The following is a 12,210-nucleotide window of genomic DNA, read 5'->3' as shown; positions in this document are numbered from 1 at the left end:
GAGCGCTCGCGGTATTTACGGTCTTGACCGTAAATGCTTTCCGATCAGATTGCGACCCTAGGAGCCGGAATTGAGTGTTGCATCGCATCCGGTCGGGTTGCCGACCGGGACCGGAGCAGGGCCGATCAGCGCGATCAAGACCCGCGTGGTCAGTGCGCCGTACCGCCGGCCGTTCCAGATCAGCAGCGGGATCAGCACCGAGCTGGTCAGCCTGCTGGTCGAGATCCACACCGCCGACGGCGCGATCGGGATCGGCGAGACCTCACCGATGACGGCGTACACCGGCGAGACCTTGGCCGGCGTCACCGCGGCCATCGAGGAGCACCTGGCGCCGGCGCTGATCGGCCGTGACCCGCTCGACCGGGCCGGTGCGCACGTGCTGATGGACACCGTGCTCCGCGGGCAGCAGGTGGCCAAGTCCGGGCTCGACATCGCGCTCTACGACCTGGCCGGCCGGCTCAGCGGCTGGCCCGTGCACGCGATCCTCGGCGGCAGTGTCCGGGAGCGCGTGCAGACCACCTGGGTGGTCGGGCTCGGCACACTCGACGAGATGGCTCTCGAGGCCGCGGAGTACGCCGGCAAGGGGTTCATGCATCTGAAGGTCAAGGGCGGCCAGGACCCGGCCAAGGACCTCGAGCTGATCCGTGCGGTCCGTGCGGCGATCCCTGCCGACGCAGAGCTCTGCCTGGACGCCAACGAGGGGTACGACGCGACCACCGCGCTGCCGTACCTCGCCAAGATGACCGAGGCCGGTCTGACCCTGCTGGAGCAGCCACTGCCGCGCTGGGACCTGACCGGTCTCGTGCGGCTGCGTGAGCGGCTCGATGTCCGGGTGATGGTCGACGAGAGCATGCACTCACTGCATGACGCTCTGGAGATCGCGCGGCGCGGGGCGGCCGACGTACTGAACATCAAGATCCTGAAGGTCGGAGGACTGCACCGCGCGCTCCAGATCGCCAACGTGGCCGAGGCGGCCGGGCTCGCGGTGAAGGTAGGCTCGATGCCGGAGCTGGGGGTGGCCACACTGGCCGCGGTCCACCTGGCCGCCGCCGTACCGGGCGCCACCGTCGCGGCCGACCTGGTCGGGCCACTCATGGTCGACGAGGACCCCTTGGCTCCGACCGTGTTCGCCGACTGCGACGGCTGGATCGACGTACCGAAGCGCCCCGGTCTCGGGCACGACGTCTGAGAGGTTCTCTCCATGCATGCACTCGTCGAGCGACTCCGCGGCACACTGCTCCCGGCGGTCGTCACTCCGATGGACTCCGAGGGCGTCGTCGCGTACGACGCTCTGACCGCGTACGCCGGCGCTCTCACGACGGAGTCGATCGGCGGGGTCGCGGTGTGGGCCCACACCGGGCGCGGGCTCTACCTGTCCGCGGCTGACCGGTCGAAGGTACTGGAGACGTGGCGGCAGGCAACGGACGTGCCCATCGTCGCGGGAGTCGGCGTACCGCGGTCTGTTGAGGCGCGGACGCTGCAGGACGCTTCGGACGCGACCGTGGCGATGGCGCTGGACGCTGCCGCGGGTGGAGCCGATGCGGTGATGGTCTATCCACTGGCTGCGTTGGGTGAGCTGCCGGACGGGCATGCGCAGGCGGTGGCGTTGCACGAGCGGGTGGCCGCGGAGAGCGGGCTGCCACTGGTCGGCTTCTACCTGCATGGCGAAGCCGGTGGGTATCCGTACCCGCCTGCGCTGATCCGCGACCTGTTGTCGCTGCCGGCCGTGCTCGGGGTGAAGACTGCGACGCTGGATCGGGCGATCGGATGCCAGGACGCGATCTGGGCGGGACGCGGGACCGGGAAGCTGCTGATCACCGGTGAGGACCGGATGTACGGGCCTTCGTTCATGTGGGGCGCGGATACGGCGCTGGTCGGGATCGCCGCGGCACAGGTCCCGTTGTCGGCCGCCGTACTCGACGCTTGGACGTCCGGGGACCACAGTGGCTTCCTGACGGCGTCCGACCGCCTGGACCGGTTCGCCGCGGCGACTTTCTACGCGCCGATCGAGGGCTACGTGCAGCGCATGCTCTGGGCGGCCGAGTGGGAAGGCCTGATCCCTTCGTCGGCCGCCTACGACCCCTACGGACCGTCGCTGCCCGCGGGTGAGCGCGACGTCGTCATCCGCTGCCTCGAGGACCTCGCGGGTTAGGTGGCTCGCTCCCTCCGACGCTCCACCACGCCGGCGACCCCTCGGGGTGGCGGTAATTGTGGTCTTGACCGAAACTAAGAGAGTCGGCCGTGAACGTCAAGCACTCAAGGCCGGCTGCGCTATTCTGCGAGTTGAGGGCCAGACCAGAAGTCGTCACCTGGACGCGATGAGCTGTCCCGAAGTGCAAAGGAGTGCCGTGCAGATCAGCTCAGCCCCGGGCCCGGTGGCCGGATGACACTCACGGTCGGTGTCGTCGGTCCCGAGGATCTGGTGCTGCGGGTGATCGCGGTCGGGCCGCCGAGCGGCGCGACCCTGCTCCCGCTGCCCTACCGGCACGAGACCGAGGCGGTCGAGCTGGTCGAGCAGGCCCACGAGCGGGTCGACGCGCTGCTGTTCACCGGCGTCGTGCCGTACACGATCGCCACCGAGGCCGGCGTGATCGACCGGCCCGCGATGTACGTGTCGTACGACGGCGCCACGCTGCTCCGCGCCCTCGTCGAGCTGCTCCGGCTCGGGCACAACGTCACCCAGTTCTCGATCGACACGTTGCGCCGCAGTGAGGTGCTGGAGACGCTGATCGAGGCCAAGCTTCCGACCGACCAGATCCACGTGCTGCCGTACCGGCCCGGCCTGACCTCCGACGACATCGTCGCGTTCCACCGGACCGCCCGCGACAAGCACGACACCAAGGTCGCGATCAGCTGCCTCGGCTCGGCGTTCCACCTGCTGGAGAACGAGATGCCGTCGGTGCGGCTCGCGCCCTCCCGCTACTCGATCCGCTCCACACTGCAGGCCCTGGTCCTGACGACCACCGGCCAGCACGTCGGCGACGCCCAGGTCGCGCTCGGGGTGATCGCGTTGCCCGAGCCCGACGACGCCTTGGCCGGCGACCTCATCACCCTTGGCGGCAGCCTGGCCGCGCTCCCCGACGGACGCCACCTCGTCGTCACCACCCGCGGCCTGCTGGAGCAGGCGACCGAACAATTCACCCGCATGCCCTTGCTCGACCACCTCGCGGCTCGCCACAGCACGGCGTACGTAGGCTTCGGCGTCGGCCGTACGGCAGCCGAAGCCGAAGCCCTCGCCCGCCGAGCCGTCAGCCGCGCCGAGTCGATCGGCACCGTCGCCGGCGTCGTCTCGATGTCCGACGACGTCGAGATCGTCATCGAACCCGCCGGCGACCAGCCCACCACCCCCCGCGGCCCCGAAAGCCTCCCCCTCCTCGCCCGCCGCGTAGGCCTCAACACCCAAACTCTCGCCCGCATGCGAGAACTCACCGCCACCCTCCCCGACGGCCTCACCACCCAAGACGTCGCCGACCACCTGGCCGTCCAACTCCGCACCGCCCGCCGAGTGCTGAAGCGCCTGGAGCGAGCCGGCCTGGCCGCCCCCACCGGCACCCAACAACACGGCCGCACCGGCCGGCCGCCCACGGTCTATCTCATCCGGTTGTAGCCACGCGTGCTCCGCGACCGCTTCCTTCGTCGCTCCGCTCCTCAGCGCGGCCGCTCCGCGCGCTCCCACCCACCCTCCGGCTCATCGCCGGCACATCCCCGCCGGCTACCGCCGGCGCCTCGCGGGCTGCCGCCCGCGTGGTGCGGGGCTTAGCGCTCGCGTGGTGCGGGGCTCAGCGCCCGCGTGGTGCGGGCTGCCGCCTGCCTGTTGCAGGGCTCAGCGCCCCGCGTCTTGCGCTACCGCGCGAGACACCCACGGACGCCGACCACTCGTCCCTGAACAACCGCGGTCAACTCCGACAGCACCGAGTCGTGGCGAATGGTTTCGGACCCCATCACCGAGTCGTGGAATCAGCACCGGGAATCGCCCCGACGCCGAAGACCGCGATCCACGACTCGCCGACGACGCGGAGCCCTGCGGAGATGGGGTCAGGCCGAGTTGACGATGGCCCCGCCGGCCGGATGCCGAGGGCGGAGTTGACGATCGGCGTGACGGGAGTCGTCTTGCGGACAGCGCCGGCCCATGTCGTCAATGGGCGCGCGACAGCGCGCAGATCGCGGGCGTCGGCCGCAAGGTACGGGGTGGGTGGGAGCGCGCGGAGCGGGCGCGACGAAGGAGTGACGCTGTAGCACGCGTGGGTGTACTTACGGGTTGATGATCGTCACGCCGGCTGGGGTTCCGTCGGACAGGGCCGCGAGGGCGGCGGGGGTTTCGGCGAGGGTGATGGTGCGTGTGATCAGGTCCGAGGGTTTGAGGTTGCCTGAGGCAACCAGGTTCAGCATGTCCGGGTAGGCGTGGGCGGGCATGCCGTGGCTGCCGAGCCATTGGAGTTCCTGGCCGATCAGGCGGCTGACGTCTAGTTGGACGCCGGACGGGAGGAGACCGACCTGGAGGTGGCGGCCGCGCGGGCGGAGGGCTTGCAGGGCCTGTTGGACGATGGCGTTGGAGCCCAACGCGTCCATGGTCACGTGGGCGCCGCCCAGGGCGTGGATGTCGTCGACCGTGCTCGGCGAGGCCTGCAGGGTGTGGGAAGCGCCGTACTCGCGGGCGAGCTTCAAGGCATCCGGGTTCGTGTCGACGGCGATCACCTCGGCGCCCAAGGCGGCGGCGATCATCACCGCGGACAGGCCCACGCCGCCGCAGCCGAAGACGGCCACTCGTTCACCGGAAGCGACGCGGCCGACCTGGTGGACGGCGCGGAAGGAGGTGGCGAAGCGGCAGCCCAGGCCGGCGGCGGTGGCGAAGTCCAAGTCGTCGGGGAGGCGCACGAGGTTCACCGCCGCGTACGGTACGGCGACGTACTCGGCGAAGGAACCCCAGTACGTGAAGCCAGGCTGCTGCTGACGAGGGCAGACTTGCTGGTTGCCCTCGCGGCATTGTTCGCACGTTCCGCACGCACAGATGAACGGCGTCGTGACCCGATCGCCGACGTCCCAACCGGCGACCCCAGCACCGACGGCGGCGATGGTGCCGGCGAGCTCGTGGCCGGGGACGTGCGGGAGAACGATGTCGGAGTCGTGGCCCATCCACCCGTGCCAGTCGCTCCGGCACAGACCGGTGGCCTCGACCTTCAGGACTACCGCTCCCTCGGCGGCCTCGGGCTGCGGGACCTCACGCACCTCAGGCAGTACGCCGTACTGATCGATGACGACAGCGCGCATTCCGGCACCTTAACCGACGCAGAACTCGTTGCCTTCGGGGTCCAGCATCACGATGTGGCCGAGGACGTCGGGGCCGTAGAACTCCTCGCGGACCTCGACGGCGCCCAGCGCCACCAACTCGGCGGCCTTCGACCGCATCCGGCCGGCGGCCGCGGCGTCGCGGGTCTCGCCGGCCACGCGGATGTCGATGTGCAGGCGGTTCTTCGAGGTCTTGGGCTCGGGGACGCGGAGGAAGCCGATCGCCGGCCCCACGTCGTCGGGATCGATGATCCCCGCGCCGTCCGGATCGTCGAATCCGGGCTCGATCACGTACCCGAGGGCCGCGGCCCAGAACCGCGCCAGCTGCTGCGGATCGGCGGCATCCCCGCCGATGGTCCATTTCGTCGCCATGCAGGCGACGGTAGCGGTGGTTCCGGACGAACGACGCCCGGAACCACCGGCAGGAGAACCACTACCGAAAGATCAGCCGCCCGCGACCGCGGGGATGATCGAGACCTGGCCGCCGTCCTTGATCGAGGTCTGCAGGCCGTCGGCGAAGCGTACGTCGTCGTCGTCGACGTACACGTTCACGAACCGGCGCAGCTCGCCCGACTCGTCCAGCACCCGGCCCTTGATCCCGGGGTAGGAGCCGTCCAGCGAGTCCAGCACCTCGATCAGCGTCGCGCCCTCGGCGGAGACCTCGGAGACGCCCTGGGTGTAGGGCCGCAGGATGGTCGGGACCCGTACGCTCACACTCACTGCAGGCCTGCCTTCACGAAGGCGTCGTACGACGCGGGGATGGTCACCTTGGGGCCGACCCGGTCGGCCACGGCGTCGAGCGTCTTCAGCCCGTCGCCGGAGTTGATGATCACCGTCTCGGCCTCGGGGTCGAGCTGGCCGGTCGCGATCAGCTTCTTCAGCGTCGCGACGGTCACCCCGCCCGCGGTCTCGGCGAAGATGCCCTCGGTCCGGGCCAGCAACTGGATGCCCTCGACGACCTCTTCGTCGCTGACGTCCTCGATCGCTCCACCGGTACGGCGGGCGACGTCCAGGACGTAAGGCCCGTCGGCCGGGTTGCCGATCGCGAGCGACTTGGCGATGGTGTCCGGCTTGACCGGCTTGACCACGTCGTGGCCGTCGCGGAACGCCTGGGCGACGGGCGAGCAGCCGGTGGCCTGGGCGCCGTACACCTTGTAGTCGGTGGCGTCGACCAGGCCGAGCTTGCCGAGCTCGGTGAAGCCCTTGTCGATCTTGGTCAGCTGGGATCCGGACGCGACCGGGATGACGATCTGCTGCGGCAGCCGCCAGCCGAGCTGCTCGGCGATCTCGAAGGCCAGGGTCTTGGAGCCTTCGGAGTAGTACGGGCGGACGTTGACGTTGACGAACGCCCAGCCCTCCTCCTCGCCGGCGATCTCGGAGGCCAGTTTGTTCACGTCGTCGTAGTTGCCCTCGACGGCCACCAGGGTGCCGCCGTACACGGCGGTGGTGATCACCTTCGGGCGCTCGAGGTCGTGCGGGATGAACACGACCGAGCGGATGCCGGCCCGGGCGGCGGCCGCGGCGACCGCGTTGGCCAGGTTGCCGGTGGACGGGCAGGCGAAGACCGTCATGCCGAGCTCGCGGGTGGCACTGAGTGCACTTGCGACAACCCGGTCCTTGAAGGAGTGGGTCGGGTTGCCGGAGTCGTCCTTCACCCACAGCTTGCGCAGACCCAGCTCGCGGGCGAGGTTCTGCGCGTCGACGAGCCGGGTGTAGCCGGGCTCGGTGTTCGGGAAGCTGGCCACGTCCACCGGGACGGGCAGCAGTGGCTGGTAGCGCCAGATGTTCTTGGGACCGGCCTCGATCTGCTCGCGGGTGATCGTCGGGTACTCGTACCCGACCTCGAGCGGACCGAAGCACTCCATACAGGCGTAGAACGGACCGAGCGGCGACTTCGCCCCACAGGCGCGACAGCTCAGGTGCGTACCGTTGCCGAAGGCACCTTCACGGATCGTGTGGGTGGCGGCGGTCAGGCTCATGAGTGAGGTTCCCCTCTCATCTTCCCCGGGGGCCGGATCTCGGCGCGGGACGGATTTGGCACCGTTCCGCCGCGAGTCACCCCCAGGACGGGGCCTCGACGGGGAGGGTTGCCGGGACTTCAACGGGCCGTTTCCCTCAGTCCCTCTGGATGAGCTCCCCCGAGACTACCCAATCGGGTCCATATTGTGTCTTCCGTTCCCAGCATCCGAGACGCTAGATCTCAGCTCCGCCGGAGCGCTCAGGCGGCCCGATCGCGGCGTACGTCGAGCATCCGCATCAGCGGTGTCGCCGCGATCCCGTGCACGACGACGCTCAGCACGACAGTGAAGCCGACCGTCGCCCACAGCCACGGCAGGTCCGTGCCGAAGTCGGCTCCGGCGTACGCCAGGTAGAACACCGAACCGACCCCGCGGACGCCGAACACGGCCGTCACCCACCGCTCCGACCGGCGCATCGGCGTTCCGGCCAGCGAGACCCAGGCGGTCAGCGGACGGATCACCAGCACCAGCAGGAGCCCGATCGCGACGCCGGACAGGGTCAGCGGCTTGAGCAACCCGGCCGTGATCGCCACTCCGAGCAGCAGCAGGATCCCCCAGGTGAGGATGTGCTCGAGTTGCTCGACGAAACCGTGCAGTTCCTCATGGAAGTCGTGGCTGCGTTCGGCCGCCCGCAGCGCCAGTGCGGCGACGAAGACCGCGACGAACCCGTAGCCGTGCAGCACCTGGGCGAGGCCGTAGACACCCAGCGTCATCGCGAGCGCCAGAACCGGCTCCCGCGCGTCCGCCAGCCGGAAGGTGCGCGACGGCGCGGAGAAGGCCATCTTGCCGAGCAGCCAGCCCGCCCCGGCTCCGACCGCGACACCGATCAGGGTCCGGCCGACCAGGTCCCAGGCGAACCACTCGAGAGCCCAGTTGCCGACCGCGCCCTTGGTGGCGGCGAAGACGGCGGCGTAGACGAAGGGGAAGGCCAGGCCGTCGTTCAGCCCCGCCTCCGAGGTGAGTGCGAAGCGGACCTCGTCGTCCTCCTCCGGCTCTGCGCCCTCGCCGGTGGTCGGGCCTTGCACCTGAACGTCGGACGCGAGCACCGGGTCGGTCGGTACGAGGATGGCCCCCACCAGGAGCGCGGTCGCGGGAGCCAGGCCGAGTCCCCAGCCGACGCCGGCGACCGCCGCGATGCAGGCGGGCATGGCGACGAAGAGCAGCCGCCAGGTGACGCTCCAGCGCCGCCAGCCGATCGGGCGGTCGATCGCCAGCCCGACGCCCATCAACGCGACGAGGATGGTCAGCTCGGCCAGGTGCTCGGTGATCCCGGGCTCGGCGAGCGGGCTGAGGTGCTGCCGGTCGACCGCGAGACCTAGGAGCAGGCCGGCGCCGAGGAAGGCGATCGGCGCGGAGACGGCGTACCGGCGCAGGAGTCGGGGCAGGACGGCGCCGAGCAGCAAGGCCAGGCCGGCCACCAGGTACAGCCCGTCCCCGTCGATCGTCATCGTGGGGGTCCGGTGCCCATGGCTACCTCAAGCGATGCGTTGCGCCCGGAGTATGGGTGGGCAGGGACTTGCGCGGGCCGAAGCGCGGGTGACCGATGCCGGCCAGTTCGAGGAGGCGCTGGACGCGGAACCGATGGCCGCGATACGGCTCGATCAGCTCGGCGCAGCCGTCGTCGTCCAGCTCCTCGCCGATGAGGGCGTAGGAGACGTTGCGGGACACGTGGTAGTCGGCGAACGAGAACGCGTCCGCGTCGCCGTGTGCCCGCTGGCGGACCTCGGCGGCCGTCCACACCCCGACACCGGGCAGTGATCGCAGCCGGCGTTCGATCTCGGCGGAGTCGGTCAGCTCCAGCGTCCGCTCGAGCGCCTTGGCCCGGGTCGCGGCGGTCACGACCACCCGCGACCGGCGGCCCTCCACACCGGCCCGGAGCCACTGCCAGGACGGGATCACTCGCCACTCCTCCGGCGCGGGCGGCACCATCATCACCCGTCCGTCCGGACCACTCGGGCCCGGCGCGGGTTCGCCGTACTCGCGCAGCAGCAGCCGCCACGCCCGGAACGCCTCCTTGCCCGTGACGACCTGCTCGATCCCCGCGGCCGCCATCGCCTCGAACACCGCCCGCGTCCGCGGCACCCGGACATGCGGGAACCGCCGGGCCGCGTCCACCAGCGCCCGATGCTCCGGCAACGGCTCGAACCCGTCCCAGCTGTCGGCCTCCCCCAGCAACTCCGGCACCCCGTCCAGCGCCCACGAAGCCCCCGGCCCCCATGCCTCGGCCTCCACCTCCCCGGCGTACGGCGTCAACCGCAGCAGCACCGGCCCGTCGGGCGTGCGCGTGGCCCGCCACACCGTCCGCCGCACGGGGTCGAACACGTACGCCGGATCGCCCGGCCCCTTCCGCAGCCCTCCGATCACCGAATGCGGATCCACCACCCGCCCTGCCCGCCAGACCCGCACCACCGAACTCACCCGCCAAGTCTTACTCACGCCACGGACAGAACCGCATACTGAGCCATGACCGGGTGGCAAAGGGTGAAGGTGGTGGGGAACTTCCTCAACCTGACGACCCTGATAGGGCTGGGGGTCGGGGTGATCGGGCGGGCCCGGTTCAGCCGGGGACCGCGGGGGTTGTACTTCGCGAACGGGTACAAGCTGGGGTTCCCGGTGGCGGGCGCGTTCACGATCGGGAACGTCATCCTGAGCAAGCACGAGCCGACGTACTTCGACGACGTGGCGCTGGTGCGGCACGAGGAGCGGCACTCGTGGCAGTACTTCTGCCTGATCGGCTTGCCGATGCTCCCGCTGTACGTCGTCGGCGTGATCGTCTCTTTCCTGCTCACCGGCGATCCGGCCTCGCGGAACCCGTTCGAGCGGATGGCCGGCCTCAAGGACGGTGGCTATGTGGAGCGGCCGATCCAGCCGATCGGCAAGACGGTGACGCAGGCGTTCAGCGTGCTGCGATCGCGTCCGAAAGGGCCGTGAGCACAGTCACCACGCCGGTGGGGTCGTCGACCACGATGTCGGCCGCTTGAATCAGCTCGGTGGCGTCGGACGAGCGCGTGGCCAGGAGTACGGCGCGGAGTCCGGTCTTGCGATGTTCTTCGACCGCACGGAACGCAGCCAGGTCGCCCAGGTCGTCACCGGCATACAGGATCGACCGGGCGCCTGTGGACTCGAGCAGCCGGCGCAGGGCGACGCCCTTGTCGATGCCGGGCGGCCTGAGCTCCAGCACCAGGTTGCCCGGCTCCAGGCGCAGCTCCGTCGACTCGGCCAGCTCGGTCAGCGGCGTACGCAGTCTCTCGAACGCACCGATCGGATCCGGCAGGCGGCGCGTGTGCACCGCGAGCGAGCTCTCTTTGTCCTCCACGAAGGCATCGGGTACGCCGGTCTCCCGCAGCAGCTCCGGCAACCGCGAGCGCGCCTCGGCGACTCCGGCCGGCACCGGGTCGCTGGCCACGTTCCCGGTCGCCGCGTCCCACTGCTCCAGCCCGTAGTGCCCGAGTACGACGAGACTGCCCAGACCGGGATGACCGGTCACTCCGGCGAGCTCCGTGGCCACGAGGGCGGGACGGCCCGTGACGATCGCCACCTGCTTCACCGAGCGGGCCAGCCGGGCCAGTGCGTCCAGAGCGCCCTCCACCGGGCGGGCGCGGGCCGGGTCCTCGACGAGCGGCGACAGTACGCCGTCGAAGTCGGAGGAGATCACCGCCGTGGCCGGGTCGGCGACGATCGCCTCCCAGCCTTCGCGTCCGGCGTCGGTCTGGATGACCGGAGTACTCATCCGGCGTAGTCCGAGGTCAGGATCACCGTGAGGCGGTCCTTCTTCATGTTGTCCAGCGCGCCCTTGGTCCGGCCCACACCCAGGTCGCGGGCGAGCTGGTTGGCGGCGTCGAGCATGCCCGGCGGGTAGTACACGGTGCTCTCGGCGATCTTGCCGTGCCAGTTGTCGGGCGAACCGGCCACGGTCCAGCCCGCCTGCCGCGCCCGGCCGGCGACCGAGTCGGCCAGTCCCTTGCGCGAGGTGTTGTTGTAGACCTCGACCGCGGGCCGCTCGGCCGGCGGGATGGTCGTCGGCACCGTGGCCGGCGGCTGCGTCGGCGCGGAGGTCGGCTCCGAGCTGGGCGCGGTCGTCGGCGTGGACGACGGGGCCTGCGTGGGCGTGGTGGCCGGTTCGGTCGGCTTCGAGGACGGCTTGGGGATACTGGCGGCGATCGTCGACGGCCCCGCGGTCGGCTTCGTGCTCGGCTTCGGGGTGGTCGCACCCGACGTCTCGTCGGCCTTGCTGTCGTGACCGCGCGTACCGAACAGCACGAGCAGACCGGCCACGATCGCGACGACCGCAGCCACAGCGACGAGCGACGAAAGGACCTGGCCCCGATCGCCCTTCGGGCGTGTCTTACCACCCCGCGCCGTAGCGAGCAGGTGCTCGGTGCGGTGCATCGGCGTGCGGGAGCGAAGGTCTCGATGCGGAGCATCGTGGCCTTTGCTCACGTGCGGCGAGGTGCCGTGCCGAGTGCCGCGCAGTAGGCGTGGGGTGGTAAGACACGCCCTAAGGCGGGACATGGTCAGACCTCGATGCCCAGCCGGCGAGCGGAGCGGGCGCGCTGGCGGGCGGCGCGCAACCGGCGCAGCCGCTTGACCAGCAGCGGGTCGTGAGCGAGCGCCTCGGGCCGGTCGATCAGCGCGTTCAGCACCTGGTAGTACCGCGTGGCCGACATCTGGAACTGGTCCCGGATCGCCTGCTCCTTGGCACCGGCGTACTTCCACCAGTGCCGCTCGAACGCGAGGATCTGGCCGTCCCGCTCGGAGAGTCCGGCGACGACCGGCGGCGCAGCTTCGGCGGGGCCGGGAGAGCTGGCGTTGGCGCTGTCCATCTGCTGCTGACTCCTGTGCGGTCGGTGATCGTCCGTCCGCGCTCCACTGTACGTGCTGAACAACAGCGATGTCATTCACCGTC

At 70.5% G+C, this 12,210-nt stretch carries 13 protein-coding genes and 1 riboswitch; of the genes, 4 read left to right on the top strand and 9 right to left on the bottom strand.

Features of this window, described 5'->3' with window-relative positions; genetic code table 11:
- The first annotated feature begins 70 nt into the window (after positions 1-70).
- The 3 genes from ACZ6O0_RS13130 to ACZ6O0_RS13120 all read left to right on the top strand — a co-directional run bounded on the left by ACZ6O0_RS13130 (position 71) and on the right by ACZ6O0_RS13120 (position 3,607).
- Positions 71-1,189 (top strand): mandelate racemase/muconate lactonizing enzyme family protein, encoded by a 1,119-nt coding sequence (locus ACZ6O0_RS13130; protein WP_465765068.1) that lies wholly within the window; start codon positions 71-73, stop codon positions 1,187-1,189.
- 12 nt (positions 1,190-1,201) lie between these two features.
- A complete protein-coding gene (locus tag ACZ6O0_RS13125) occupies positions 1,202-2,152 on the top strand; it encodes a dihydrodipicolinate synthase family protein (RefSeq protein ID WP_465765067.1) in 951 nt (316 codons plus the stop codon).
- A gap of 231 nt (positions 2,153-2,383) precedes the next feature.
- Complete coding sequence (locus ACZ6O0_RS13120) at positions 2,384-3,607, top strand: hypothetical protein (RefSeq protein ID WP_465765066.1); 1,224 nt, start codon at positions 2,384-2,386, stop codon at positions 3,605-3,607.
- 644 nt (positions 3,608-4,251) lie between these two features.
- Here the strand turns inward: ACZ6O0_RS13120 and ACZ6O0_RS13115 are convergent.
- From ACZ6O0_RS13115 to ACZ6O0_RS13090, 6 genes are all read right to left on the bottom strand, one after another.
- Entirely contained in the window at positions 4,252-5,268 is a 1,017-nt protein-coding gene (locus ACZ6O0_RS13115; protein ID WP_465765065.1) for a zinc-dependent alcohol dehydrogenase family protein, read from the bottom strand.
- Between the two features lie 9 nt (positions 5,269-5,277).
- Entirely contained in the window at positions 5,278-5,658 is a 381-nt protein-coding gene (locus ACZ6O0_RS13110; RefSeq protein WP_465765064.1) for a VOC family protein, read from the bottom strand.
- A gap of 72 nt (positions 5,659-5,730) precedes the next feature.
- The gene (locus tag ACZ6O0_RS13105) at positions 5,731-6,006 is read right to left on the bottom strand and encodes a ubiquitin-like small modifier protein 1 (RefSeq protein WP_465765063.1); all 276 of its coding nucleotides are present in this window, start codon (positions 6,004-6,006) and stop codon (positions 5,731-5,733) included.
- Positions 6,003-7,265 (bottom strand): threonine synthase, encoded by a 1,263-nt coding sequence (gene thrC, locus ACZ6O0_RS13100; RefSeq protein ID WP_465765062.1) that lies wholly within the window; start codon positions 7,263-7,265, stop codon positions 6,003-6,005. Before thrC ends, ACZ6O0_RS13105 begins: the two co-directional genes overlap by 4 nt.
- A gap of 13 nt (positions 7,266-7,278) precedes the next feature.
- Positions 7,279-7,421: riboswitch (SAM riboswitch) on the bottom strand.
- Positions 7,422-7,504: 83 nt separating this feature from the next.
- On the bottom strand, positions 7,505-8,752 hold the full coding sequence (locus tag ACZ6O0_RS13095) for a cation:proton antiporter (protein WP_465765061.1): 1,248 nt from the start codon (positions 8,750-8,752) through the stop codon (positions 7,505-7,507).
- Between the two features lie 22 nt (positions 8,753-8,774).
- The gene (locus ACZ6O0_RS13090; protein ID WP_465765060.1) at positions 8,775-9,722 is read right to left on the bottom strand and encodes a DNA-3-methyladenine glycosylase family protein; all 948 of its coding nucleotides are present in this window, start codon (positions 9,720-9,722) and stop codon (positions 8,775-8,777) included.
- A gap of 72 nt (positions 9,723-9,794) precedes the next feature.
- On the opposite strand from ACZ6O0_RS13090, the gene ACZ6O0_RS13085 reads away from it, so the two are divergent.
- Positions 9,795-10,235, top strand: a complete 441-nt coding sequence (locus ACZ6O0_RS13085) for a hypothetical protein (protein ID WP_465765059.1) — start codon at positions 9,795-9,797, stop codon at positions 10,233-10,235.
- Here the strand turns inward: ACZ6O0_RS13085 and otsB are convergent.
- The 3 genes from otsB to ACZ6O0_RS13070 form a co-directional block, all read right to left on the bottom strand.
- Positions 10,201-11,034, bottom strand: coding sequence for a trehalose-phosphatase (otsB, locus tag ACZ6O0_RS13080; RefSeq protein ID WP_465765058.1), 834 nt, complete (start codon positions 11,032-11,034; stop codon positions 10,201-10,203). The two genes, ACZ6O0_RS13085 and otsB, sit on opposite strands and share 35 nt — an antisense overlap.
- A complete protein-coding gene (locus ACZ6O0_RS13075) occupies positions 11,031-11,693 on the bottom strand; it encodes a LytR C-terminal domain-containing protein (protein ID WP_465765057.1) in 663 nt (220 codons plus the stop codon). The genes otsB and ACZ6O0_RS13075 overlap by 4 nt, the downstream gene beginning before the upstream one ends.
- A 125-nt stretch (positions 11,694-11,818) precedes the next feature.
- Positions 11,819-12,127 carry a DUF3263 domain-containing protein gene (locus tag ACZ6O0_RS13070; RefSeq protein ID WP_359938456.1) on the bottom strand — a complete coding sequence of 103 codons (309 nt, stop codon included), beginning with the start codon at positions 12,125-12,127 and terminating at the stop codon, positions 11,819-11,821.
- Positions 12,128-12,210 lie beyond the last annotated feature (83 nt).

It is taken from the genome of Kribbella sp. NPDC048837 (genome assembly GCF_055586945.1).
The sequence above is the reverse complement of the archived record's forward strand: the minus strand, read 5'-3'. Positions and strand labels throughout refer to the sequence as shown.

Coding starts and splice junctions, on each gene's coding strand:
- ACZ6O0_RS13095 (WP_465765061.1), bottom strand. CDS start 8,752: ATGACGATCGACGGGGACGGGCTGTACCTGGTGGCCGGCCTGGCCTTG.
- ACZ6O0_RS13110 (WP_465765064.1), bottom strand. CDS start 5,658: ATGGCGACGAAATGGACCATCGGCGGGGATGCCGCCGATCCGCAGCAG.
- thrC (WP_465765062.1), bottom strand. CDS start 7,265: ATGAGCCTGACCGCCGCCACCCACACGATCCGTGAAGGTGCCTTCGGC.
- otsB (WP_465765058.1), bottom strand. CDS start 11,034: ATGAGTACTCCGGTCATCCAGACCGACGCCGGACGCGAAGGCTGGGAG.
- ACZ6O0_RS13125 (WP_465765067.1), top strand. CDS start 1,202: ATGCATGCACTCGTCGAGCGACTCCGCGGCACACTGCTCCCGGCGGTC.
- ACZ6O0_RS13070 (WP_359938456.1), bottom strand. CDS start 12,127: ATGGACAGCGCCAACGCCAGCTCTCCCGGCCCCGCCGAAGCTGCGCCG.
- ACZ6O0_RS13120 (WP_465765066.1), top strand. CDS start 2,384: ATGACACTCACGGTCGGTGTCGTCGGTCCCGAGGATCTGGTGCTGCGG.
- ACZ6O0_RS13115 (WP_465765065.1), bottom strand. CDS start 5,268: ATGCGCGCTGTCGTCATCGATCAGTACGGCGTACTGCCTGAGGTGCGT.
- ACZ6O0_RS13075 (WP_465765057.1), bottom strand. CDS start 11,693: ATGCACCGCACCGAGCACCTGCTCGCTACGGCGCGGGGTGGTAAGACA.